The 24,199-nt window shown below is 58.1% G+C and carries 27 protein-coding genes; 23 read left to right on the plus strand and 4 right to left on the minus strand.

What is annotated here, in order from left to right:
- The first annotated feature begins 203 nt into the window (after positions 1 to 203).
- Complete coding sequence (gene rpsP / locus ACKFRY_RS06935; protein WP_005325261.1) at positions 204 to 719, plus strand: 30S ribosomal protein S16; 516 nt, start codon at positions 204 to 206, stop codon at positions 717 to 719.
- Between the two features lie 216 nt (positions 720 to 935).
- Here the strand turns inward: rpsP and ACKFRY_RS06940 are convergent, their stop codons facing one another.
- The gene (locus ACKFRY_RS06940; protein WP_234447297.1) at positions 936 to 1,622 is read right to left on the minus strand and encodes a TetR/AcrR family transcriptional regulator; all 687 of its coding nucleotides are present in this window, start codon (positions 1,620 to 1,622) and stop codon (positions 936 to 938) included.
- A 38-nt stretch (positions 1,623 to 1,660) separates the two neighbouring features.
- Positions 1,661 to 2,065 carry a cupin domain-containing protein gene (locus ACKFRY_RS06945; RefSeq protein ID WP_005325256.1) on the minus strand — a complete coding sequence of 135 codons (405 nt, stop codon included), beginning with the start codon at positions 2,063 to 2,065 and terminating at the stop codon, positions 1,661 to 1,663.
- Between the two features lie 106 nt (positions 2,066 to 2,171).
- Here ACKFRY_RS06945 and rimM point away from each other — a divergent pair, with 106 nt between their 5' ends.
- The 14 genes from rimM to ACKFRY_RS07015 all read left to right on the plus strand — a co-directional run bounded on the left by rimM (position 2,172) and on the right by ACKFRY_RS07015 (position 14,603).
- A complete protein-coding gene (gene rimM, locus ACKFRY_RS06950) occupies positions 2,172 to 2,669 on the plus strand; it encodes a ribosome maturation factor RimM (protein WP_250408289.1) in 498 nt (165 codons plus the stop codon).
- Complete coding sequence (gene trmD / locus ACKFRY_RS06955; protein WP_408922539.1) at positions 2,666 to 3,538, plus strand: tRNA (guanosine(37)-N1)-methyltransferase TrmD; 873 nt, start codon at positions 2,666 to 2,668, stop codon at positions 3,536 to 3,538. The genes rimM and trmD overlap by 4 nt, the downstream gene beginning before the upstream one ends.
- Positions 3,538 to 3,912, plus strand: coding sequence for a hypothetical protein (locus tag ACKFRY_RS06960; protein ID WP_005328746.1), 375 nt, complete (start codon positions 3,538 to 3,540; stop codon positions 3,910 to 3,912). The genes trmD and ACKFRY_RS06960 overlap by 1 nt, the downstream gene beginning before the upstream one ends.
- Positions 3,913 to 4,033: 121 nt before the next feature.
- The gene (locus tag ACKFRY_RS06965; RefSeq protein ID WP_408922540.1) at positions 4,034 to 4,669 is read left to right on the plus strand and encodes a hypothetical protein; all 636 of its coding nucleotides are present in this window, start codon (positions 4,034 to 4,036) and stop codon (positions 4,667 to 4,669) included.
- Positions 4,670 to 4,812: 143 nt separating this feature from the next.
- Positions 4,813 to 7,149, plus strand: coding sequence for a Tex family protein (locus ACKFRY_RS06970; RefSeq protein ID WP_408922541.1), 2,337 nt, complete (start codon positions 4,813 to 4,815; stop codon positions 7,147 to 7,149).
- A 174-nt stretch (positions 7,150 to 7,323) separates the two neighbouring features.
- Entirely contained in the window at positions 7,324 to 7,668 is a 345-nt protein-coding gene (rplS, locus tag ACKFRY_RS06975; protein ID WP_005325245.1) for a 50S ribosomal protein L19, read from the plus strand.
- Between the two features lie 183 nt (positions 7,669 to 7,851).
- Positions 7,852 to 8,655, plus strand: a complete 804-nt coding sequence (gene lepB, locus ACKFRY_RS06980; protein WP_005325243.1) for a signal peptidase I — start codon at positions 7,852 to 7,854, stop codon at positions 8,653 to 8,655.
- A complete protein-coding gene (lepB, locus tag ACKFRY_RS06985) occupies positions 8,633 to 9,370 on the plus strand; it encodes a signal peptidase I (protein WP_005325241.1) in 738 nt (245 codons plus the stop codon). The genes lepB (ACKFRY_RS06980) and lepB (ACKFRY_RS06985) overlap by 23 nt, the downstream gene beginning before the upstream one ends.
- Entirely contained in the window at positions 9,357 to 9,998 is a 642-nt protein-coding gene (locus ACKFRY_RS06990) for a ribonuclease HII (RefSeq protein WP_005325240.1), read from the plus strand. Before lepB (ACKFRY_RS06985) ends, ACKFRY_RS06990 begins: the two co-directional genes overlap by 14 nt.
- A 62-nt stretch (positions 9,999 to 10,060) precedes the next feature.
- A complete protein-coding gene (locus ACKFRY_RS06995; RefSeq protein ID WP_005325239.1) occupies positions 10,061 to 10,366 on the plus strand; it encodes a DUF2469 domain-containing protein in 306 nt (101 codons plus the stop codon).
- 172 nt (positions 10,367 to 10,538) lie between these two features.
- Entirely contained in the window at positions 10,539 to 10,937 is a 399-nt protein-coding gene (locus tag ACKFRY_RS07000; RefSeq protein WP_408922542.1) for a YraN family protein, read from the plus strand.
- Positions 10,924 to 12,486 carry a YifB family Mg chelatase-like AAA ATPase gene (locus tag ACKFRY_RS07005; RefSeq protein WP_040425282.1) on the plus strand — a complete coding sequence of 521 codons (1,563 nt, stop codon included), beginning with the start codon at positions 10,924 to 10,926 and terminating at the stop codon, positions 12,484 to 12,486. The genes ACKFRY_RS07000 and ACKFRY_RS07005 overlap by 14 nt, the downstream gene beginning before the upstream one ends.
- Complete coding sequence (dprA, locus tag ACKFRY_RS07010; protein WP_408922543.1) at positions 12,483 to 13,664, plus strand: DNA-processing protein DprA; 1,182 nt, start codon at positions 12,483 to 12,485, stop codon at positions 13,662 to 13,664. Before ACKFRY_RS07005 ends, dprA begins: the two co-directional genes overlap by 4 nt.
- Before the next feature lie 21 nt (positions 13,665 to 13,685).
- Positions 13,686 to 14,603: a tyrosine recombinase XerC gene (locus ACKFRY_RS07015; RefSeq protein WP_250412598.1), complete on the plus strand. Its 918-nt coding sequence runs from the start codon at positions 13,686 to 13,688 to the stop codon at positions 14,601 to 14,603.
- On the opposite strand, the gene ACKFRY_RS07020 is transcribed toward ACKFRY_RS07015, so the two are convergent.
- Complete coding sequence (locus ACKFRY_RS07020) at positions 14,600 to 15,121, minus strand: M23 family metallopeptidase (protein ID WP_408922544.1); 522 nt, start codon at positions 15,119 to 15,121, stop codon at positions 14,600 to 14,602. The genes ACKFRY_RS07015 and ACKFRY_RS07020 overlap by 4 nt on opposite strands.
- 378 nt (positions 15,122 to 15,499) lie before the next feature.
- Between ACKFRY_RS07020 and rpsB the strand changes: the two genes are divergently transcribed.
- From rpsB to ACKFRY_RS07045, 5 genes are all read left to right on the plus strand, one after another.
- Positions 15,500 to 16,333: a 30S ribosomal protein S2 gene (rpsB, locus tag ACKFRY_RS07025; protein WP_408922545.1), complete on the plus strand. Its 834-nt coding sequence runs from the start codon at positions 15,500 to 15,502 to the stop codon at positions 16,331 to 16,333.
- A gap of 299 nt (positions 16,334 to 16,632) precedes the next feature.
- Positions 16,633 to 17,445: a translation elongation factor Ts gene (gene tsf / locus ACKFRY_RS07030; RefSeq protein ID WP_005325225.1), complete on the plus strand. Its 813-nt coding sequence runs from the start codon at positions 16,633 to 16,635 to the stop codon at positions 17,443 to 17,445.
- Between the two features lie 265 nt (positions 17,446 to 17,710).
- The gene (gene pyrH / locus ACKFRY_RS07035; protein WP_023027755.1) at positions 17,711 to 18,397 is read left to right on the plus strand and encodes a UMP kinase; all 687 of its coding nucleotides are present in this window, start codon (positions 17,711 to 17,713) and stop codon (positions 18,395 to 18,397) included.
- A 71-nt stretch (positions 18,398 to 18,468) separates the two neighbouring features.
- On the plus strand, positions 18,469 to 19,026 hold the full coding sequence (gene frr / locus ACKFRY_RS07040) for a ribosome recycling factor (RefSeq protein WP_005325221.1): 558 nt from the start codon (positions 18,469 to 18,471) through the stop codon (positions 19,024 to 19,026).
- 125 nt (positions 19,027 to 19,151) lie between these two features.
- A complete protein-coding gene (locus ACKFRY_RS07045) occupies positions 19,152 to 20,054 on the plus strand; it encodes a phosphatidate cytidylyltransferase (RefSeq protein ID WP_005325220.1) in 903 nt (300 codons plus the stop codon).
- Positions 20,055 to 20,137: 83 nt separating this feature from the next.
- On the opposite strand, the gene ACKFRY_RS07050 is transcribed toward ACKFRY_RS07045, so the two are convergent.
- Complete coding sequence (locus ACKFRY_RS07050; RefSeq protein ID WP_005325219.1) at positions 20,138 to 20,545, minus strand: lipopolysaccharide assembly LapA domain-containing protein; 408 nt, start codon at positions 20,543 to 20,545, stop codon at positions 20,138 to 20,140.
- Between the two features lie 82 nt (positions 20,546 to 20,627).
- On the opposite strand from ACKFRY_RS07050, the gene rlmN reads away from it, so the two are divergent.
- Genes rlmN through ACKFRY_RS07065 form a run of 3 tightly spaced genes read left to right on the plus strand, consistent with a single transcriptional unit; the run spans position 20,628 to position 24,199 of the window.
- On the plus strand, positions 20,628 to 21,752 hold the full coding sequence (gene rlmN / locus ACKFRY_RS07055) for a 23S rRNA (adenine(2503)-C(2))-methyltransferase RlmN (RefSeq protein WP_250412600.1): 1,125 nt from the start codon (positions 20,628 to 20,630) through the stop codon (positions 21,750 to 21,752).
- A gap of 18 nt (positions 21,753 to 21,770) precedes the next feature.
- Positions 21,771 to 22,601 (plus strand): ABC transporter ATP-binding protein, encoded by an 831-nt coding sequence (locus tag ACKFRY_RS07060; RefSeq protein WP_408922546.1) that lies wholly within the window; start codon positions 21,771 to 21,773, stop codon positions 22,599 to 22,601.
- 5 nt (positions 22,602 to 22,606) lie between these two features.
- Entirely contained in the window at positions 22,607 to 24,199 is a 1,593-nt protein-coding gene (locus ACKFRY_RS07065; protein WP_408922547.1) for a hypothetical protein, read from the plus strand.

Below are 24,199 nucleotides of genomic sequence, written 5' to 3' on the forward strand. Positions count from 1 at the left end.
AAAATGCAGCTACTCGCGCTAAAATATTTCAGGTTGTCTGCTCGGATTTCTGAGCTAGATAAACTGAAGAACGTAATATTCTGCGTAGCACCGTTTCCGTCCACGGTCGGCCGGTATGTCACGCGCAGATAAAATCCAAGGGTTGAACCGGCGCACAATCTAGTGCGCGTCTGTACTGCCCAGTGACTAGTAAAGGAGCCAACATGGCTGTCAAGATCAAGCTGCAGCGCCTGGGCAAGGTCCGCGCTGCTGAGTACCGCGTTGTTATTGCTGATGCCCGCACCCGTCGTAACGGCAAGGTCATCGAGAACATCGGTATCTACCACCCGAAGGAAGAGCCTTCCCTCATCCAGATCGATTCCGAGCGTGCACAGCACTGGCTGTCCGTTGGCGCACAGCCAACCGAGCCGGTTCTCGCTCTGCTGAAGGTCACCGGTGACTGGCAGAAGCACAAGGGCCTGCCGGGCGCAGAGGGCACCCTGAAGGTTGCTGAGGAGAAGAAGTCCAAGCTGGAGATCTTCAACGAGGCACTGGCTGAGGCTAACAATGGCCCGACCATCGAGGCCATCACTGAAAAGAAGAAGAAGGCCAAGGAAGAGGCTGAGAAGAAGGCTGCTGAGGAAGCTGCTGCTGCAGAGGCTGCCGCTGCTGCCGCCGGCGAAGCTGACGCTGAGGCCGAGGAGAAGGCTGAGGAAGCCTCTGAGGAGTCCGCAGAGTAATCTGCCTCCCTCGTTAAGCGCATAGCGCTTTAGCTTCGGGCCCCGCCGCTACGATCACTGGTCGTAGTAGCGGGGCCTTTATTTTTCGCGGAAGAACGCCGGCACACTATAGCGACCGCGCACGCTAGTCCTTGCCGGGGCTGCGTACGCGGTCGCTACTGGCGGTGACGCGCTAGGAAACTTGCGGCATCCATGTCGGGATATGCCAGTTCGCCTTTAGTTCTGTGGCTTGTAGTTGGAGTAGCGGCTGTAGACGTTAGAGGGTTGCTTAAAGTCCATGCCGCGCAGGGCGCCTGCAACAACCGGTGTGAAAAGCTCGAGGATCTGCTCGCGTGGAAGCTGCGACATAGGGCCGTTGATGGCAAGCACGGTAAATCCATGAATAGCCGACCAGGCCAGCAGAGCATTTTGCAGGAAATACGTAGGCTCAGTGGTATTGTCCAGTGCTTCGGCGTGGCGGGACAACAGGGCAAAGAAATCGCGAATCTGCTGTAGGTGATCCATCTTCGGATCATCTTCCGTATTGGGATCGACGCCAAGCATGAAACGCAGTGCCTTCCACTCCAGCATGCAGCGGAAGAAATTGGTCTCATCCAAGGCAAACTCGAGGTAAGCGTAACCAATTTGCATAAGGTGCTCTGGAAAATCTAGGCCCTCTGCAGTCTCGGTAGTCTCGTGTAAACGCCGGACCAACTCATCGGTGGCAAGTTCGGCGACCTTGTCGTGCAGTTCTTCTTGGTCCTTGAAGTGGCGGTATGCGGAGGTAGGGGACACTCCTGCTTCGCGGGTTACCGCACGAACGGTAATTGCTTCGGGGCCGCTTCTTTTGCCTAGTTGAACAGCGATACGGAGCAGCTCATCGTGGAGGTTTCCATGATGGTAGGGCTTATTGTGCGTTTCCATAAAACTCATTTTATCACCAAAACTTATGTGCATATAAATTATTTGGTTAGCATGGTGAGCAGCAAAATTGCGGGGGTAGAAGGGTCGCCGCTCTCCGGCGTGGCCTCGACTTTATGCACCTCATATGCAGGAAGGTGCACGATAGAGCCGGGGGTGAGCGGGATGGTTTCACTGCCGTAGCTGAAGTTAAGCTCACCGCGCAGCGCCTGCACGGTGATGGGATGTGCGGCCTTATGGTTGGGCAGGGACTGTCCAGGCGCAAAGCTAAAGAGAATGAGGTTGGCACCATCGGCGCTCAAGACGCGCTGTACGCCCGGGCGCGGGCGGTGCGGATCGGTATCAGGCGCGATGTCCAGCAGGTTTAGCGCGGACATTACGGAATCCTCGCCTGAATGAGAAGCCGCGCCAAACGTGTCCGGGGAGTTGGTCGGTAGATCGCTCATAAGCCCACTTTAACGGCAACAATACTCAAAATCTGGGTTTGCTTTCCAAAGCGCCAAAATTCATGACTGACAAGGGCAAAGAGGTCTGTGTTGTAGACTTTCCGCTATGGAATTGATGATTGGTCGCGTGATTAAATCACACGGCGTGAAAGGTGAAGCGGTAGTAGAAGCCACTACGGATGAACCGGAGGTGCGCTTTGCGGTAGGGGAAGTGCTTCATGGCACGCAGGGCAAGAAGGAGCACACACTAACTATCAAGGCGGTCCGCAGCCATAAGGGAAGGTTGCTCATTACCTTCGAAGAGATCAAAGACCGAACAGTGGCGGATAGCCTCCGCGGTACCAAGTTCTTTGCCGCTCCGCTAGACAGTGATGATGATGGCTTTTATGACCATGAGCTGGAAGGGCTTCGCGTTCTTTTAGCTGGCAAGGAAGTCGGTAAGGTCACATCGGTCATCCACGGCGGAAGCCAGGATTTGTTGGAGGTAGAACTCGACAACAGCAAGGAGGCGCTCATTCCCTTCGTGCATGCCATTGTTCCTGAGGTGAACCTTGAGGCCGGAACGTGCACCATCGATCCACCGGAAGGACTGCTTGACCTATGAGGCTTGACGTCATCACCATCTTTCCGGAGTACCTAGACCCGTTGCGGCATGCGCTTTTGGGAAAGGCCATTGAACAAGGTCGCCTTGAAGTAGGTGTGCACGACCTGCGGCAGTGGGCTACGGATGCGCATAAGTCCGTCGATGATTCGCCGTTCGGTGGCGGCCCCGGCATGGTTATGAAGCCGGAGGTATGGGGGCCAGCGCTCGATAGCGTCGCCGCACAAGAAAGTGCGCCCAACTTAGAATCGGCGCTGCCCCATCTGAACCGTCCACGCCACGATGAACTAGAAGGGGTAGAGGCACAAGCCTATACGGTTGATGCCACGGCCGATGAGGATAGCGACCTCCCACTGCTTATCGTGCCGACGCCAACGGGAAAACCGTTTAGCCAAGCAGATGCGCGGGCGTGGTCCAATGAGGAGCACATTGTTTTTGCCTGCGGGCGTTATGAGGGCATCGATCAGCGCGTGGTGGATGACGCCGCTCGGCGCTACCGCGTGCGCGAGGTTTCCATCGGCGATTATGTGCTGATCGGTGGGGAAGTGGCAACGTTGGTGATTGCAGAGGCCGTAGTGCGACTCATCCCCGGTGTGCTGGGAAATAAGCGCTCTCATGAGGAAGATTCCTTTTCTGATGGTCTCTTGGAAGGCCCGAGCTATACCAAGCCGCGAGAGTGGCGTGGCCTAGCCGTGCCGGACGTGCTCACCTCGGGAAACCACGGTTTGGTAGACACATGGCGGAGGGAACAGGCATTGCTGCGCACGTGGCAACGCCGTCCCGAACTTTTGGAGGCGGCTGAGCTCGATAAGGACGACAAGGCTTTCATCGCGCAGTTGGAACAAGAAGCCAGCACACAGGGTGAAGGCTAATGGAGGTAAGCGCCGATCTTTCCGTGCTCATAGAGCCCAAGAAGTGGGAGAAAAGCCTCGAAGCATTGCCAGAGGCGCTGCGGGCACGGGGCTTTGAGCCGCTAAGCATTTTCGCTCTCCAGGTAGCGGAGGAATGCACTGAAAGCAGCCCGCTAGCGCAGGAATATCGCTTCAGATTTGGCCAGTGGCCACAAGGAATACCGGTGTGGCGGCTCATCGTAAACGGAAAGACCACGCAGCCCCTGGCCACGGTGGCTTCCTTAGTAGCAGACTGCTTGCCGCCGGCAGCCTCGTGGGTAGGCAGTGCGGAAATCGGTTTTACGGAGATGGGGCTTGGTGCCCCGGCGGTGTGGCGGGCGGATTCTGGGTTATAAGCGGAATCTAGACAATTATTTAGCGCTTTTTCATGCCTAAACTGCAGCGCATATGCCTTCTAAGGTTATAGTGAAGGGGACATTCCCTCCAGATTCCTATTCCCAAGGTGGTCCCTTAAATATGACGGCTCCCAATGGCAATAACTACGGTGGATATAACCAACAGCCGCCCCAGTACAATCAGCAGTATTATTCCCAGCCGCAGCAAAGCGGTGGCGTAGGTGGCGCCACGATCGCCGCGATTATCGCAGCCATTGTGGCGGTTATCGCGGTGGCAGCCATGGTCATCATGTTCGTGACCAATAACAAGGACGATGCATCGACTAGCGCGGCCGCCGATAGTCAATTCCAGCAGGCTGATGCCAATAGCGGCTCCGGCTCCGGATCTAGCAAGCACTCCGGTTCCTCGTCTAAGGACGATGCTGAGGATGAGGATGAAGATTCCAGCCCGGTCACGGTGACCAAGACCAAGGACGCCCCAGCACCAGCGCCGGCACAGGCTGGTTCCGCTGGCTCTAGCAATGGACATTCCTGGGGTGATTTCCCTAACTATTATGCGACTGGACCGACTTCCAGTCCTTTTGCTCGCAACGTCTATACCGCTTTTATGAATAACTGGGTTGCAGGCGGCGGCACCAACGTCACCTTGAGTGTCCATTCGCCGACCACCGGTGGTACCTACACCATGTACTGCTCCGGTAGTTCCGCCCGGGTTACTTGCACCGGCGGCGATAGAGCCCGCGTGGTTATCCACTAGGCCTGCGGCGCACCTTCCTCCTTTCCTTTCCGGAAAGGGGGTTTTGCGTTGAAGGGGGCGTCGGCAAGCGAAGGCGGTAGAGGGGTCGTGCGGTAAATTGGGTGGGTCTAATCCCAAACCTCGAGAAAGAGTGAGGAGACCACGTGAATATTGCGGCCACTATCGCCGCCGAGCTCAACGTTAAGGAATCGCAGGTTTCTACCGCGTTGCAGCTGCTTGCGGAGGGCAATACAGTGCCCTTTATCGCCCGCTACCGCAAGGAGGCCACCGGCGGGCTGGATGATTCCCAGCTGCGTACCGTTGAAGAGCGCGCGAACTACTTGAAGGAACTGCAGGAGCGCAAGGAGACCATCCTTGCGGCGATTGAAGAGCAGGGCAAGCTTAGCGACGCCCTCAAGGAGCAAATCCTTGCCTGCGAAACCAAAGCGCGCCTAGAGGATTTGTATCTGCCGTATAAGAAGCGCCGCAAAACCAAGGCCGATATTGCCCGCGAAGCCGGCCTAGAGGAGCTGACCGATAAGCTCATTGCGGATCCCAACGCCGCTCCAGAAGAGCTGGCACAGGGGTTTGTTACCGAGGGCTTTGAGGACACCAAGAAGGCCCTCGACGGCGCCCGCGCCATCTTGGTGGACCGTTTCGCGCTCGATGCGGATCTGGTGGGTGAAGTGCGCGAGCGTATGTTCACTGAAGGCTCCATGGGCGCGCACGTTGTTGAGGGCAAGGAAGCCGAAGGCGCGAAGTTTAAGGATTACTTCGATTTCAACGAGCCCTTCCACAAGCTGCCTTCGCACCGCATTTTGGCGCTGTTGCGCGGCGAGAATGAGGGAGTGCTGCAGCTACAGCTAGATGCCGGCGATGACGCCGACTACGAGGATGTAATTGCCTCCCGCTTCGAGCTGGATCGCTCCTCCAAGTGGCTTGCCGACGCCGTCCATTGGGGCTGGCGCACCAAGCTCTATATTTCCTCCAGCCTGGACGTTCGCATGCGGCTGAAAGAGATTGCGGAGGAAGGCGCGCTGAAGATCTTTGCCACCAATTTGCGCGACGTGCTGCTCGCGGCACCTGCTGGCCAACGTTCCACCATCGGCTTGGATCCGGGTTACCGCAATGGTGTGAAGTGCGCGGTAGTGGACAAAACCGGCAAGGTGCTCGACACCGCCATTGTCTACCCGCATCAGCCGCAAAATCAGTGGAGTCAAGCAGTTCAGACGCTGTCGACCCTGTGCGCCAAGCATTCTGTAGACCTTATGGCCATCGGCAACGGCACCGCCTCCCGCGAGACCGAGAAGCTTGCTCAGGAAATTGCGGACCTAATTAAACAGGCCGGCGGCCAGCGACCCACGCCCGTCGTGGTTTCCGAGTCCGGCGCCTCGGTCTATTCCGCCTCGCCGCTTGCGGCGGAGGAATTTCCCGACATGGATGTCTCACTGCGCGGCGCGGTTTCCATCGCTCGCCGCTTGCAGGATCCTTTGGCTGAGTTGGTCAAGATCGATCCGAAGGCCATTGGTGTGGGGCAGTACCAGCACGACGTTAACCAGACGGCGCTCGCCCGCACCCTCGATGGCGTCGTGGAAAGTGCGGTAAACGGCGTGGGCGTAGATCTCAATACCGCTTCCGTCCCGCTGCTTGAGCGCGTAGCTGGTGTCAATTCCACCATCGCCGCCAATATCGTGGCCTACCGCAATGAACACGGTTCTTTCGCTTCCCGCAAGGAACTGAAGAAGGTACCGCGTCTTGGACCTAAGGCCTTTGAGCAGTCTGCGGGCTTCCTCCGCATCAACGGCGGTACCGATCCACTGGATTCCTCTGCCGTACACCCAGAGGCCTATCCTGTCGTCTCCCGCATCGCGGAGAAGACGGGCCTGGGTATTTCTGAACTTATTGGCAATACCCGCGTACTCAGCACGCTGGCGCCAGCAGACTTTGCAGACGAGATTTTCGGCATTCCTACGGTGACCGATATCATCGCCGAGCTAGATAAGCCCGGACGCGATCCGCGCCCTGAGTTTAAGACCGCCACCTTTAAAGAAGGCGTACATAAGGTCTCCGATCTCACCCCGGGCATGATTCTTGAGGGCACGGTGACCAACGTGGCGGCATTTGGCGCCTTCGTGGATGTCGGAGTCCATCAGGATGGCCTCGTCCACGTTTCTGCCATGAGCCACAAGTTTGTCTCCGATCCGCACGAGGTCGTGCGCTCTGGCCAGGTGGTCAAGGTGAAGGTCATGGAGGTTGATGTGGAGCGCCAGCGCATCGGCCTCTCCCTGCGTTTGGATGATGAACCGGGGCAGCCGGCTCCCAAACGCCGCGGTGATTCCCCACGCGGTTCCGCCAAGTCCGGCGGCAGGGGAGAAGGAAAGCGCTCCGGCCACAAGTCCGGCCGCGGATCCCGGGGCGGTTCGCGCGGCCGCACGGGTGGTGCGGGCAGCGCCGGCGGTGGTGGAGCCATGGCCGATGCTCTGAAGAAGGCAGGTTTCTAGGTTCCTTGCACTGCGGTGAGGAACCTTGGGCAGAGCAAGCAAGCTTGCGATATGAGAATTTGGTTCCGGCTGGCGTATGTGGAAAAATAGTGCACCGTTCTATGTAACGGGCACGAACCGGTTAGGCAGTACGCCGCTAGGGTCCTCTGTCCCAAACTGAAAAGGAATATTGGCATGTCCAACATTATTGACAAGGTCGATGCAGCACAGCTGCGCGACGATATCCCGTCCTTCCGCCCAGGCGATACCCTCGACGTTAACGTAAAGGTTATCGAGGGCAACAACGAGCGTGCACAGCTCTTCAAGGGCATCTGCATCCGTCGCCAGGGCTCCGGCATCCGTGAGACCTTCACCGTTCGTAAGGTCTCCTTCGGTATCGGCGTTGAGCGTACCTTCCCGGTTCACTCCCCGAACCTGGAGTCCATCAAGGTCTCCCGCCGTGGCCGCGTCCGCCGTGCGAAGCTCTACTACCTGCGTGATCTGCGCGGCAAGAAGGCTCGCATCAAGGAGCGTCGCTAGTACTAGCGCGCTGCGCGCCAGCTTCCCCTTGCGCCCCACTGTGGGCGCAAGGGGATTTTTAATACCCAATTGCGCTTATTCCAAAGTTAGAAGCATGATCTAAACGGAAAGTTCACTGTGAATCCCCCTGCAGCGAGGGGGATAAGACCGGAAACGGTGCGTGGGGTTGCTAGGATCTAGCGCGTGAATAAAGACAGCATCTCGCAGGAACAGCCGCCAGAAGGCGAGGGGGCCCACCCAGTACAGGGCGAGGCCGCCCAGCAAGGCAAAGAGGCGACTAAGAAGAAAGAAATGCCGTGGCTGCTGGAAACCCTTCTGGTAGTAGCGACGGTTCTCGTGATCGTCGGACTATTCCAGAACTTTATCGGCCGGCAGTATGTGATCCCGTCGGGTTCGATGGAGCCGACTCTCCACGGCTGCGAGGGCTGCACGAATGACCGCATCTTTACGGAAAAGATCTCTTACTACGGTGACGGCGAGCCAGAACCAGGCGATGTCGTTGTATTTAAAGGCACTGAGGACTGGAATTCCAGCTACGTCTCACCGCGCTCGTCCAATCCGATCATTCATGGCGTGCAGGATGCGTTGAGCTTCGTATCTTTGGCACCGCCAGACGAAAATACTCTGGTCAAGCGCGTGGTTGCTACCGGCGGACAGACGGTGTCCTGCCAGGAGGGCGATCCTGCCGTCATGGTAGATGGCAAGCCCATCGAACAAGACTATGTGCAAGACCCGCCAACGTACCCGGTAGATGAGTCGACCGGCTCGGAGGCCTGCGGTGGTCCGTACTTTGGTCCCGTCGAGGTACCGGAGGGCAATATCTGGGTGATGGGCGATAACCGAACTGCTTCGGCCGATTCTCGTTACCACATGACCGATAAGTTCCATGGCACGGTTCCAGTAGAAAACGTCCGCGGCAAGGTGAAATTCGTATTCTGGCCGTTTACCCGCATTGGTGGGGTCGATGACCCGGACATTCAGGAATAAGCCTTCCTCCCAACGCCTGCGCACCCGGGATTTTCTCATCCCCGTGGTGGCAGGCTTTGTCCTGCTAGTGCTCCTGCAGGCGCTAGTGGGGCGGATGTATGTCATTCCTTCTGCTTCGATGGAACCCACCCTGCACGGGTGTGCCGGCTGCAAAAATGATCGCATTGCCGTGCAAAAGGTCAGCTACTACTTCACGGACCCCAAGCCTGGGGAGGTTGTGGTTTTTGAAGGGCCCGAGTCGTGGAATAACGAGTTTGAGGTCAATCGCTCGTCCAATATTTTTGTGCGCGGCGCACAAAATGCCTTGGCGGCCGTAGGGCTGCTTCCTAATGGGGAAAATATCCTGGTAAAGCGCGTTATTGCTACCGGCGGGCAGACGGTGAGCTGTCAGGCTGGCGACCCTGCGGTCATGGTGGACGGAAAGCCTATTGACCAATCCTTCGTTCTCGATCCACCGGAGATTCCCGTAGACCCCAGCGTGGGCTCGCAGGAGTGCGGCGGCGAGTATTTTGGCCCGGTCACCGTCCCCGAAGGAAACCTTTGGGTGATGGGTGATAATCGCACCAACTCTCTCGATTCCCGTGCGCACTTGGGCGACCACCTGCAGGGCACCGTGCCCGTAGACAATGTCCGCGGGCGCGTCGAGGCCGTCATTTTGCCGCTTTCGCGTTGGGGCGGGGTGGAGCATCCGGAAATTTCGCATGCGGCGGCTTAAACAGCGACGCACCTACGAGGTCGCATTGAGCAAGGCCGGTTTAGGTCCGGTAGCCGGCGTGGATGAGGCTGGGCGCGGTGCCTGCTGCGGACCGATTACCATCGCAGCCTGTGTCATGCCCGATCGACCGATCAAGGAGTTGGCACAGCTTACAGATTCAAAGAAGCTAACTCCCAAACAGCGCGAGAAGCTCTTTCCTCTCATTAAAGACAAGGCTGTGGACTGGTCTGTGGTGCATATTGGTGCGGGGGACATCGATAAGCGCGGCATCCAACACGCCAATATTTCCGGCATGCGCAGGGCGGTTGCGCGCCTGGAAGCGCGTCCGGGCTATGTGCTTACCGACGCCCTCTTTATCCCCGGCCTCACCCAACCCCACCTGCCCATTATTGGCGGCGATGCGGCCGCACGGTGTATCGCCGCGGCGAGTGTATTGGCCAAAGTCAGCCGCGATCACCTGATGCACGAACTGGATGTGCGGTACCCCGGATACGGGTTGGCCAGCCATAAGGGGTATGGGACCAAGGCGCATGAGGCCGCAATTGCGGCGCTAGGAGCGTGTCCGGAGCACCGGATGAGCTACGAGAATGTCCGTCGCGCTCATGCGGAGTTTGCCGCGCGTGCCTAGCTAAAATCTAGCCTTTCTCGCGCTAAGCTATAGCGAGCTAACCCACAACCTGGAGGTCCACCGTGAGTGCAGAGGAACTCGATAACTACGAGGCTGAGGTAGAGCTGTCCCTCTACCGCGAGTACCGGGACGTTGTCAGCCAGTTTTCCTATGTCGTTGAAACTGAGCGGCGCTTTTATCTGGCTAATGCGGTAGAGCTCATTCCGCATACCTCTGGGCCTGATGTCTACTACGAGGTGCGCATGTCCGATGCTTGGGTATGGGATATGTACCGCTCCGCGCGCTTTGTGCGCTACGTCCGCGTTATCACCTACAAGGACGTCAACATCGAGGAGCTGGATAAGCCGGAATTCATGATGCCGGAATAGTTTTGTCAAGCCGGCGCACGCGGCGCCGCGCCCTAGCTGTGGATAACAGAGTTGCAGAGCCTAGTTATCCACAGCTAGGGTCTTTTTGCTTTTGCGTCCCTTGTGTAAGCCTTACCAGCTGCGGTGTTCTGTGCTGGCCAATGAATTTCCCAACGCACAAGGATAAACCGCAATGCACTTTAATTCAGAACACCGCTTGGCCACGAAGAAGCCTCGCCATAAACAAGTCTTAGGCAAAAGGGGAGAGGCCTTCGCAGCGCGCTATCTGCGCGAGCGCGGGGCAGAAATCATCGCTGCCAACGTCTCTTATCGGGTGGGAGAAATCGATCTCATCGCCCGAGAACCTAACGGAACCATCGTCTTTGTCGAGGTTAAGACCCGCGCCAATTCCAACTACGGGGTAGCTGAGGCCGTAACCCCGCAGAAGCTCGCGCGCCTGCGCAAAGCCGCGGCGCAGTGGCTTGATGGAAAGCCACTGTCTGAGGTGCGATTCGACGTCATTGCCTTGGTCGCGCAGGGGCAAGGATTCGTGCTGGAACACTTCAAGGGGGTCGAAGATGGCTCTAGGTAATTGTTTGACCATGTCCCTCAACGGAGTCTTAGCCCAGTTGGTTGACGTGGAGGCGAACGTCGGTCACGGGCTGCCGGGCATTCACGTTGTAGGCCAGACGGATACCGCAATCTCCGAATCCCGGGACCGGATCAGGACCGCAGCCTTTAATTCCCATCTTCCCTGGCCCAAGACCAAAGTGGTGGTCTCCATGTCCCCGGCTTCGCTTCCCAAATCCGGGTCCCACTTTGACCTACCCATAGCGCTTGCGATCCTCGCGGCACAGGCGGAGGCCGACTTCCCGTCTTATGGCAGTACTCCCTCGCCCGCCCAACGTCTCCAGCGCACCTTGGTCCTGGGCGAGCTCGGTCTCGACGGCTCCGTTCGGTCTGTAGCAGGCATTATCCCCGCTCTTCTCGCCGCACGGGAACAGGGAATAACAACTCTTATCGTTCCGCCTGGCAATGCCGCAGAGGCCACATTGGTGCCGGACATGGACGTACTCGTTGCGTCGTCGTTGAAGGAAGCCTTCAGCTGGGCTTGCAGTAACCGTGGGCTGCCGCAGGCTGGAAGCTTTTCGGGGTCGCTCAGCCCCGCGCCTGCGGCGGCGTCGCGACTCGACTTTAGCGATATCGCTGGTCAATCCAATGCCAAATGGGCTGCCGAGGTTGCTGCTGCCGGCGGCCACCACTTGATGATGATCGGGCCGCCTGGGTCTGGAAAGTCCATGATCGCCTCGCGTCTGCCCACCATCCTGCCTACGCTTACCCCAGATCAGCAGATAGAAACCACTGCGATTCATTCGCTAACCGGAACTCCAGGTGAGGTTATCGAACGCGCCCCATTCATTGCCCCGCATGCCTCGGTAACTCGGGCCGCATTACTTGGCGGCGGTTCCGGTCATCCGCGACCTGGTGCGGTGAGCTTGGCTCACAATGGTGTGCTCTTTCTCGACGAGGCCAGTGAAGTAGCCGCGCCGGTACTCGATGGATTGCGTGCACCGCTGGAGGAAGGACACGTGCGGTTGGCGCGCTCGCGCCGCGAGGTTACCTATCCTGCTCGCTTCCAACTGGTCATGGCGGCAAACCCGTGCAGGTGTGCGGCCGAAGACCCGTCCAAGTGCAGGTGCAATCCGCATGAACGCATGAACTATCTATCCAACCTCTCCGGTCCGCTGCGAGACCGTCTGGATATGGTGGTCACGCTAACGGGGCAGGCGGCAACTATTAACGCGGAGGGAGAAGAGGAATCCGCAGTTATCGCCGAGCGCGTCGCCGCTGCCCGTGAACGTGCCGCCGCGCGCTGGTGGGCGGATGGCATCACCGCGCGCACCAATGGGGAAGTGCCTTCGTCCTATTTGCGCCGAAAGAGGCCAGCCGCCGAAGCCGCGATGGTAATGCTGTCCGCTTATTTGGCAGATGGCGAAATATCCCAGCGCGGAGTGGACCGCGTATTGAAGCTCTCCTGGACCCTGGCGGATCTAGCAGGAAAGGCGCAGCCGGACCTGGATGAAGTGGGGCGCGCGCTCGATCTGCGCGGCTCAATTAATGTAGGGAGGCTCGCGGCATGAGCGAACTCGACCTCTCTACTCCGTATGCGACCTGGGTATACCTCAACCGAGTGGTGGAAGGCCCCTCTGCTGCTCTGCAGGCCTTGCTAACGCAGTACCCAGCAGAGGAAATCGCCCACGGAATCTATCACCGTGCTGACTGGATTGGTCCGCTTTTGGCGCGCACGGCCTCTCGCTATGACTGGTTGCGGCAAGCCGAAGACATGGCGGCAGCCGAAAGGGTTGGGGCACGGCTCATTACGGCAGAAAGCCCAGAGTGGCCCACAGAAGAGTTTGACTCTGCATTCGGCTTCTATCAGCACAGCGGGGAGGCCCCAGCTACTTTTGATGACCAAGCATTGCCACCGCATAGCCTGTGGGTGCGCGGTGCGCCATTGCAAGCAGAGGTTGCTCAAGCTGTAGCCATCGTCGGAACTCGTGCTATTTCTCGCTATGGCTGGCAGGCCACCCAAAACGTCGTGTCCGGATTGGTTCAGCATGAATGGACTCCAATATCTGGCGGCGCGCTGGGAGTGGATACCGTCGCGCACGAAACAGCGTTGCACAACAACGGGCGCACGGTAGCTATAGCAGCGTGTGGCATCGATAGGGATTACCCAGCCCGCAATGCCAACTTATTTGCCAAGATTGCAGATAACGGCTGCATCGTTTCTGAATTCGCACCGGAAACCGCGCCGAAGCGCCACAGGTTCTTAACACGCAATCGCTTAGTGGCAGCATTGAGCCACGGCACGGTCGTTATGGAGGCGGCATTTCGATCGGGCGCATTGAACACCCTCAACTGGGCAGAAGCGCTTGGGCGCGTTGCGATGGCGGTGCCCGGGCCGATAACTACTAGCGGTTCGTTGGGCTGCCACCAGTGCATTCAAGAAGGCCGCGCACAGTTGGTTACCAGTGCTGATGAAATTCGCGCTCTAGTAAGTCGCGCCGGGGAAGTGGACCCAGGCGCACAGTACGAAATCAATTTTGCGGCAACCATGACCCAACGCCTCTCCCGCAATGAGTTACGCGTCTTTGACGCGACGCCACCGCTAGGACAGGAGAAAGCAACGGCAGAAGACATTGCCCGCGAAGCGGGATTTCGTTTACCGCTGACAGTTCACTTACTACTGGCACTGGAAAAGATGTGCGTTGTCGTCCGCCATGGCAATACCTGGGCGCGCCGGGAAACAGAATAAAAGCGAGTACACTGCTGTGGCATGAGTGAAGATGGAAAGTCCGCGAAGGCTCCGAAAGTTGAGGGGCAGATGGCTGAGGCCATTGAGGACTTCGCGGATTTCCAACTACATGTCAAAGGCCGCGCAGAAGCGACGGTGCGCGGGTATCGCTCCGACTTGCGCGACCTTGCACGCAGCGTGCCTACCTTCGCGGAGTTTGACCTCAACAGCCTGCGCCAATGGTTGGCAGAAGCTGTTACAGAAGGAAAGTCGCGTTCCACCCTGGCACGGCGCACCGCGGCAGCGAAGGGTTTTTCTACTTGGGCAGTGCGCGAAGGGCACCTTAAGCGAGACGTTGCTGCCCGACTAGTTACGCCCAAAGTGGGGCGTCACCTTCCCACGGTTCTCGCTCCTGAGCAGGCCGGCGAGCTTATGGGCAATGCGGTCTCTGCCGATGAAGTCCACTTCCTTCGCGATAGCGCCATCCTGGAGTTGCTCTATGCCTCCGGTATGCGCGTGGCGGAGTTGGTCCGGCTGGACCTAGGCGATATTGATTTTCAACGCGGTACCTTGCACGTTACCGGTAAGGGCAATAAGCAGCGTGTAGTGCCTTTCGGGCACGCAGCGGAAGACGCCCTAAAGCAGTGGATTGACAAAGGCCGTGGAGAAATCGCTGCGGCCGATACTGAAGCGGTTTTTGTTGGCAGCAGGGGAGGGCGCATCGATCAACGCCAGGTGCGCCGCATTGTAGAAAAGGCCGCCAAAGTCACTGGTACACAGGGGCTTACCCCGCACGGGGTGCGCCACTCTGCCGCAACCCACCTTTTAGAAGGCGGGGCAGATTTGCGCGTAGTGCAAGAACTACTGGGGCACTCCTCGCTTAATACCACGCAGATTTATACCCACGTGTCCGCGCAGCGCTTGCAACGCGTATACGGCCAAGCCCATCCCCGAGCCTAAAGCGGTTTGAGGCGAATTGCCGGCATATCCAGCAGGGTTAAAGGGTCTATGTAGGTATCCTTTGCGATGAGTGCGCCCCAGTGCAGTCCGGGATAGCCATCGACGGGATTGCCTAAACGGCCAATAACTTGGCCCTCGCGGACTTCTTGGCCCTGCTTTACGGAGCCGTGCACGGGCTGATACGTCGTTCTCACTCCATCCGCGTGAGCAATGGAGACAACTGGTTTGCCGGCCACCGTGCCCACAAAGGCGACTTCGCCATCTTCGGAGGCTACCACCGGTGAGCCCACCGATAGGGCCATGTCGACGCCGCGGTGGCCAGGGCTCCACTTTTGTTCTGGGGCGTCGAATCCGCGTAGTACCCGCGCCGGGCTAGGTTTGCCGGAAGCAGGGTCGACATAGGCCGTGGCCGGTGGGCAAGACAGAATAAGAAGCGAAAGAAGGGTGAGGAAAGTAGTGGGGAGGAAGGTGGGGCGTCGGCAAGCGGGAAATGCGGAGGGGGAAAGAAAGTGATTCATGGGCACAGTGTCTGCCGGAGACAAGCATTTGGGAAGTCCGTTCCTTTTAGCTGTGGACAACTTGGGTTGCATGATGTGGTTGAGCTGGTTGTGACGATTGATGCAAAGTGGCTGCGGCGAAGTTGTGGATAAGCTGTCTTCGGTTTGGAAAAACCAGCGTATAGGGATTATTCTTTGGGGCAGCAGTGTGTCCACCTCGTGGAGGCATTGACTACGCGCGGCGAAGTTGTCGCTTCCTGCTGGAAGGAAGAGACAGCCTGACGGTTGACGTGGTCCTTGGAAACAAGGTGTCAGCGGGGCCTTCGTTGCTAGGGTGCGGAATAAAACACCGCACAATTGGAAAACCGAAAGACAAGATAAAAAGAAAGCGAGCGAATCATGGCAGTTGTAACCATGCGCGAGCTCCTCGACGCTGGTGTGCACTTTGGCCACCAGACCCGTCGCTGGAATCCGAAGATGCGTCGTTTCATCTTCACCGACCGTAACGGCATCTACATCATCGACCTGCAGCAGACGCTGACCTACATTGACGAGGCTTACGAGTTCGTCAAGGAAACCGTTGCACACGGCGGCACCATCCTGTTCGTTGGTACCAAGAAGCAGGCTCAGGAAGCAGTTGCTGAGGAAGCAACCCGCGTCGGTATGCCTTACGTCAACCACCGCTGGTTGGGCGGCATGCTCACCAACTTCCAGACCGTTTCCAAGCGTCTGAAGCGCATGAAGGAGCTTCAGGCAATGGACGAGCGTGAGGACGGCTACAAGGGCCGCACCAAGAAGGAAGTTCTCATGCTCAACCGTGAGCGCGCCAAGCTCGAGCGCGTTCTGGGTGGCATCTCCGATATGGCCAAGACCCCATCCGCACTGTGGATTGTTGATACCAACAAGGAGCACATCGCGGTAAAGGAAGCTCACAAGCTGAACATCCCGGTTGTTGCCATCCTGGACACCAACTGCGACCCGGACGACGTTGACTTCCCGATCCCGGGCAACGACGACGCCATCCGCTCCACCAAGCTGCTCTCCGGCATCGTTGCCTCCGCTGTTGAGGAAGGCAAGAAGGCTCGTGAGGAGCGTCAGCTGGCTGCAGCTAAGGAAGCTGCCGGCGACTCCGCTGAGAAGGAAAAGCGTGACGCTGAGGAAGCTGCCGCAGCTTCCGACCCGGCCTCCGCGGAAAAGTCTGAGGAAGCATCCGCAGACAAGGCCGAGAAGTAGTCTTAACTTCTCGCTAGGAATCTTCCTTACCTGCGTTTAACTGAATACCCCACGCACTTTTGGTGTGGGGCAGCAAGGGAGTAATTCCTGCCCAAGGCTGTTTACCAACCCCCGCCACCGTGCTTTAACGGCGGCGGGGGTTGGTTTTATCTATGCTGGGTTCTGCTGAAGCCAGCTCCACCTTTACGCAGAGGTGGGAAAGGGGTGGTTTCTGCCACCCTAAAGCGGCGCGATTTCACCGCGTCGACTACGCTGTTTGAACGAACACTGTTTGATTTTCAAGGAGGATCGCCCCAACTATGGCGAACTACACTGCTGCAGACGTCAAGGCACTGCGCGAAGCTACCGGCTCCGGCATGCTCGATTGCAAGAAGGCTCTGGAAGAGTCCAACGGCGACTACGACAAGGCCGTTGAGTACCTGCGCATTAAGGGCGCTAAGAACGTCTCCAAGCGCGCTGACCGTGAGGCTACCGAGGGCCTCATCGCAGTTTCCGGCAACACCATGGTCGAGATCAACTGTGAGACCGACTTCGTTGCTAAGAACGAGGCTTTCAAGACCTTCGCAGCCAAGATTGCTGACGCTGCTGCTGAGGCCAAGGCAAACTCCGCTGACGAGCTCAACAACATTGAAATCGACGGCAAGAAGGTCTCCGAGGTCGTGGACGAGGAGTCCGCAAAGACCGGTGAGAAGCTGCAGGCACGCCGTGCAGTTACCGTAGAGGGCGACAACGTTGCCGTTTACCTGCACCAGCGTTCCGCTGACCTGCCGCCGGCAGTGGGCGTTCTGGTTTCCTACGAGGGTAGCGAGGAAGGCGCTCACGCCGCAGCACTGCAGATTGCTGCAATGAACGCTGAGTACCTCACCCGCGAGGACGTTCCTGCAGAGATCGTTGAGAAGGAGCGCGAGATCGCTGAGGCCACCACTCGTGAGGAGGGCAAGCCAGAGGCAGCCCTGCCGAAGATCGTGGAAGGCCGCCTGAACGGCTTCTTCAAGTCCATCGTTCTGCTGGAGCAGGCTTCCCTGTCTGATAACAAGAAGACCGTAAAGCAGGTTGCTGAAGAAGCTGGCACCACCATCACCGGCTTCGTTCGCTACGAGGTTGGCGCTTAAGCCCATCCCGCTGTAACGACTAGCCCACGAAGGATTATCCTTCGTGGGCTTTGTTGTGCGCTCACCGTGCCGACTTGTGCGGATTGTCTATTCGCAGGAGCGGGACTGGCACCTCGCAATTGCCTACTGGCCTGCACCGGCGGGCGGTGTGAGGATGCGAAAGATATATGGGTAAGATAGGGCGGAGATTGAAACTGCCCCGCGTTAAGGAGACGAAGTAGGCGTGACTGCTGCAGATATTAAGCGAACCGGATACAAGCGAGTAATGCTGAAGTTGGGCGGTGAGATGTTCGGCGGCGGCAAGGTCGGCATCGACCCAGATGTGGTTGAAAACGTAGCCCGCCAAATCGCCGAGGTCTCCCGCCAGGGAATCGAAATTGCAGTGGTTATCGGCGGCGGAAACTTCTTCCGCGGCGCGGAGCTTTCCCAGCGCGGCATGGACCGTGCTCGCTCGGACTACATGGGCATGCTGGGCACGGTAATGAATTCCCTTGCATTGCAGGACTTCCTCAAGCAGCAGGGCGTCGACTGCCGCGTGCAGACCTCCATCAACATGGCGCAGATTGCCGAGCCGTACCTGCCGCTGCGCGCTGACCGCCACCTGGAAAAGGGGCGCGTGGTTATCTTTGGCGCCGGCATGGGCATGCCGTACTTCTCCACGGATACCACTGCCGCGCAGCGAGCCCTGGAAATTGGCGCTGAGGTTCTTTTCTTGGCCAAGGCGGTCGACGGCGTCTACTCTGATGACCCGCGCACCAACCCGGACGCGGAACTGTACTCTGAAATCACTCCGCGTGAGGTCATTGAAAAGGGCCTCAAGGTTGCGGATGCCACGGCCTTTAGCCTGTGCATGGACAATGATATGCCAATTTTGGTCTTTAACCTGCTGGAGGAGGGCAATATCGCCCGCGCCGCAGGAGGCGAAGTTATCGGCACGCTGGTGCAGTCCTAATACTGTAAGGGCTGCGAACCTGCTACCTTTTTATACAGCCACCCCTATTCGTTTAAGGATGATTTAACCTCATGATCGATGAGATTCAGCTCGAAGCAGAAGAGCACATGACCGCTTCCGTCGAGCACACCCGCGAGCAGCTGGTGACCATTCGTACCGGCCGCGCGAACCCCACCATGTTCAACGGCTTGGTAGCCGAATACTACGGTGTACCTACTCCGATTACCCAGATGGCTACCATTTCCGTACCGGAGCCGCGCATGCTGCTCATCAAGCCTTATGAGCAGTCCATGATTCATGAGATCGAAAACTCCATCCGCAACTCGGATTTGGGCGTGAATCCCACCAACGATGGCCAAGTTCTGCGCGTGACCGTTCCGCAGCTCACGGAGGAGCGTCGTAAGGAAATGGTGAAGCTGGCCAAGAGCAAGGGCGAGGACGGCAAGATTGCTATCCGTAATATTCGCCGCAAGGCCATGGAGCAGTTGAAGAAGCTGCAGAAGGACGGCGACGCCGGCGAGGATGAGGTCATCGCTGCGGAAAAGGAAATGGAAAAGATTACTTCCGGCTACATCGAGCAGGTGGACAAGCTGGTAGAAAATAAGGAAAACGAGCTGATGGAGGTCTAAGACCTCCCATCATTGCCGCCGTGCCCGTCCCCGGCCGGCGGCGCTTTTTCTGTTCCGCGGCCTACAGATCCGAAGTTTGGAGTAGGGGAGGTCGAGCAGTGAAAGTTAGCGAGGGGCGCGAAAAGATGCAGCGAAAGGAGCCGGTCACGGTGAGTGATGCCATAAACCGCCGATTGCCACAGCCGAAGAATGGTGCAGGCCGCGATTTGCCGGCCGCTATCGGCGTTGGCGTAGGCCTTGGCGCACTTGTCGTGCTCGCCGTATGGGCCGGCCCACTCGCGTGGTACGCGGTCGTGGCGCTTGCAGTTGGCGTTGCCATGTGGGAGGTACTCAGCCGCCTGCGAGAGCATTCCTATTATATTCCGCGCACGCTGCTCATTATTTTGGGCCAAGCCATGGTGTGGGTCTCGTGGCCACTGGGCGCGCCCGGCCTTGTCGCGGTCTATGTCACCGCTGTGCTGGCGCTCATGTTTGGTCGCCTCTTCCATAACGGTCGCCATCGCCCGCCAATTAACTACCTGCGGGATATGTCCGTTGGCATTTTTGTGCTGACATGGATTCCGCTTTTTGCCACCTTCGCAGCAATGCTGTCGCTGGTGTCGACTCCGTTCGCCAGTGGTGCCGCTTCCATCGTCGTCTTCATGTTGTGCGTGGTGGCCTCCGATACTGGTGGCTATATCGCTGGCGTGATGTTTGGCTCGCATCCCATGGCCCCTGCGGTGAGCCCCAAGAAATCGTGGGAGGGCTTTGCCGGGTCCATCGTCTTCGGCGTGGTCACCGGCGCGCTTACCGTGAAGTTCCTGCTCCATCACGATGCCTGGGTGGGCGGCCTGATGGGGCTTGGCCTTGTCATTTGCGCCACCTTGGGTGACTTGGTGGAATCCCAGTTTAAGCGTGAGCTCGGAATCAAGGATATGTCGGCTCTGCTGCCAGGACATGGCGGCTTGATGGACCGTCTGGATGGCATGCTGCCTTCCGCCATGGTCACCTGGGTGGCCATTAGCTTCCTGGCTACGTTCACACCATAGGAGCAGTGGGTACGCAAAAGCCGCCTCTCCCCAATAGTCCTTCCTAAGAAGGCAGAAAAAGGGGAGAGGCGGCTTGTTGAGACTTATACCTGCTGAGCCTGTTTGCGCAGTTGGCGGCGCAACTCAAACATGCGCCAGCCACCCACCAGAGCCATGATGAGTGCTCCGCCAATGGCGAAGATGAGGAAAGCAATTCCGGCAGGGAATTCACCGGACCAGCCTAGGAAGTTCATGGGAACCTCGTGCTGGTTTTGCATGATGAAAACAATGAGGACAATCAGGAGCAGGAAATCTACGATGAGCGCGATCCAAGTGCTGGCTGCGAAAGATCCCTTCGCCTTGCCGGAAGGCTGGGTGGAGTGAGAAGTAGAGTCAGAGACCGTCGGCTCTAGGCTAGAATCGGTCTCCGGTGCAGAAGTGTTCAGCTCCGTCGAGGAGAGGTCTGCGTCGGAAGAAGAAAAGTCATCTGCGGGGTAATTCGGATTTGTCATGCATCCATTATTTCTTTAAACCTGTCGATTATGCCACTTGGCATGGCTTTCAATTGGAAAAACCCACGCAGACCGTGGAAAGATGGGCAACACTATGGCTCAACCAGTGAAACTTAACTTCTCCGCCCCGCGCCGCGGACTTCCCCCTAAGCACTTCGCGGACCTGACCGAAAGCGAGCGCATTGATAGGCTCGCAGAAATTGGCCTGCCTAAATTCCGTGCAAAGCAGCTGGCTAAGCACTATTACGAGCACTATACCGACAATGTGGAGGATATGACCGATATCCCCGCCGGCAAGCGCGAAGCGGTAAAGGAAGCCTTCTTCCCTGAGCTCATGCAGCCTATCCGGACTACTTCCACGGATGACGGCGAGACCACCAAGTCCCTGTGGCGTTTGCATGATGGCACGCTGCTGGAGTCGGTTCTGATGCGCTACCCAGGACGCGCCACGTTGTGTATTTCTTCCCAAGCCGGCTGCGGTATGGCCTGCCCGTTCTGCGCTACCGGCCAGGGCGGTCTAGACCGCAACTTGTCCACGGGCGAGATCGTTGAGCAGTTCCGCCATGCTGCAGCCGCGATGGCAGCAGAAGGTGGCCGCCTGTCCAACGTGGTCTTCATGGGCATGGGTGAGCCACTGGCCAACTACAAGCGCGTGGTGCAGGCCGTGCGACAGATTACCGGCCAGGATGGTGCCGGCTTTGGTCTTTCCCAGCGCAACGTGACCGTGTCTACCGTGGGCTTGGCACCGGCAATCCGTAAGCTGGCGGACGAAGATTTGGCCTGCACGCTCGCCGTTTCCTTGCACACTCCGGATGATGAGCTGCGCGATGGTCTCGTGCCAGTCAATAACCGTTGGTCCGTCGATGAGGTGCTCGATGCTGCGCGCTATTACGCGGATAAGTCTGCTCGCCGCGTGTCCATCGAGTATGCCCTGATTCGCGATAAGAATGACCAGGATTTCCGCGCGGATATGCTGGGCCGCAAGCTGCATCAGAAGCTGGGCTCCAAGGTTCACGTCAATGTCATTCCGCTGAACCCCACGCCGGGCTCGGAGTGGGATGCGGCCCCGCAGGACCGCCAGGACGAGTTCGTGCGCCGCGTACAGGCCCAAGGCGTTCCTTGCACGGTGCGCGATACCAAGGGCGATGAGATTGCGGCAGCGTGTGGTCAGCTCGCAGCGGATGAACGGGAAGATAAGTCCGCCTAACTGATAACATTGGCGGATATGATTATTCCGAATTATCCACCGCTTGCAGATGACCCCACCGCGCAGGCCTTTGCCGTGCGCGGTCTGAATAAATCTTTCGCTGGACGCCCCGCGGTGTCGAATTTGAGCCTTGACATTCCGCGGGGCTCTATTTATGGCATCGTCGGCCCTAATGGCGCTGGCAAGACCACCATGCTGACCATGGCGTGTGGTCTGATGCGCCCCGATAGCGGTGAGGCGTTCATCGCTGGGCACAATACGTGGCAGGAACCGATTGCGGCTAAGGCGGCGATGGGCCTGCTCATTGATGGTGCTCCCGTCTTTGACCGCTTGTCTGGCCCGGAGTACCTGTTTTATCTCGGCGCTTTGCGCAGCATGAACCAAGCCGAGGTGGAGCGCCGCAGCGCACAGCTGCTGGATGCCCTGCAGCTTGCCGACGCCGCCGATAAACCCATCGCGGACTATTCCGCCGGCATGACTAAGAAGATCCTTTTGGCAGGTGCGCTCCTGCATAACCCAGAGGTAGTGATCCTCGACGAGCCTTTGGAAGCGGTGGACCCAGTCTCCGGCCAGCTCATTCAGGAGCTCTTGCGCGCCTATGCCGCCCGCGGTGGCACCGTAATCCTGTCTTCACACGTCATGCAATTGGTGGAGGGCTTGTGTGATCATGTAGCCATTATCGCGGGAGGACAGGTGCTATCTGCTGGCCATGTGGAGGAGGTGCGCCAAGGTGGCAGCCTGACGGATGCCTTCATCCACTTTGCCGGTGGGAGTGATTTTGATGCGGGCTCTTTCGATTGGCTGCGTCGTGAAGGCGGCGAGCCGCAGCGTGGGGACGGGGAGGCGTAGGTTCAATGACTTCGACGCTCCTCAAGCTGCACCGCACACTGTGGGTCCGCAATCTCAAGGCGAATGCCGCTGCGGTCATGATCCCTATCTGTCTCTTGCTCTACGGACTCATCGGCCTTGCGTCGCTGGGCGCTCTTGCCGCGGCAGATATCTCCATCGGAACTGGGAACGTGCAAGCCCTTACCGTGGCCCCTGCTGTAGGCACGCTTGCCTTTATCGTTATCACCCTCATCATGCCCAGCGGAGAGAATCAGCTTTCTGCCCGTGAGCTTTCCGCGTTGCCGGTGCGGTTAAAAGACATCACGCCGGCACTAGCTATTGCCTCAGTACTCAATCTGCGCGCTCCAGTATCTGTCTTGCTCTCCATTGCCTATGCGGTGGCGGGAAGCGTGATTTTGGCGGCCAATGGCAAGGCATTGTTCATCGTGCCCTTCTGCCTGAGCATGCTCTTTGCCCTAGTACTGACGCTGGTTTTAGTGGACCTCGCGGTCTATGTCGGGGTTACTGTCGCGGAGCTAAGCTCGACCACCCTCAAAGTTTTGGGTGCGCTGGCGGTGTTCTTGCTCATCTTTGGTTCTAATCGGCTTGCATCCCTTGCTGGCTCTGACTTCCCATTGGGATCTGTGGGCGAGGGTCTGGCGTGGACGCCCGTTGGCGCACCGGTGGGCTGGGCGCTCGCGCTCGCCCAAGGCGAACCAGTAGTAGCCTTCTTGCAGTTTCTCATCGCCGCGGCGTCGCTGGGCGCAGCCGTGTGGGCGTGGCACCGGTTGCTGCGCTTGCAATTCGAGCGCCGCACACTCTTCTCGGCGGAGCACAAACGCCGTGAAAAGGCCAAAGGAATAAGCCGCTTTTCTTTGGGCTCCTTTTCCTATCGCGGACCAGCTGCGATGGAATTTACCCGCTCGCTGCGCTACATCTTCCGCGACTCTCGCCTTATCGGAACCATCATCATGCAGCCAATTTTGGCAATCGTCTTTATCATTCAGGGCTTTACTACTGATTCCGTCATGCCGTCTATAGGAGTGCTATTTCTGGGACTCTTCGGCGGAATTGTAGCCACTAATGATTTTGGCTACGACGGTCCAAGCCTGTGGGTAAAGATGGCCGCACCAGTTCGTCCGCGCACGTTTCTCTACGCGCGGCACTGGGCGCACTTGGCGCCCACAGCCATAACTTTCGTCCTCTCGGCGGCGGTGCTTTTCGCGGTGAGCGCCGACAAAGCGCTCACCGGGTGCTTGATGGTGGTCGCCCTGGGAATTTTCATTTCTTCTGCAGGATTGTCATTGCTGCTATCCACCTTTAATCCCTTTGCCACCGCGCGGCCCGGTGGCAGTATGTGGGCAGATAAATCCGGCTACTCGGCCGGTGCCTTCTTAAGCGCCATTTTGAATTTGTTTATTGGCTGGACGCCGATTATCCCTGGCGTCATTCCAATGGCCATCGGCTACGGCTCGAATATGGTACTGGTTGCGCTGGGGTTTATCCTCGTCATCGCGGTTCCAGTTGCGTGTTATATCGTTGCCCTCCGGGTAAGCGGAAAACGCGTGGACAACTCCCTGCCTGAGATTTACGCCAAGGTGGGTCACTGGGTGTCTTAA

The sequence above is a fragment of the Corynebacterium tuberculostearicum genome (assembly GCF_046097255.1).
Classification (GTDB): Bacteria; Actinomycetota; Actinomycetes; order Mycobacteriales; family Mycobacteriaceae; genus Corynebacterium; species Corynebacterium tuberculostearicum_J.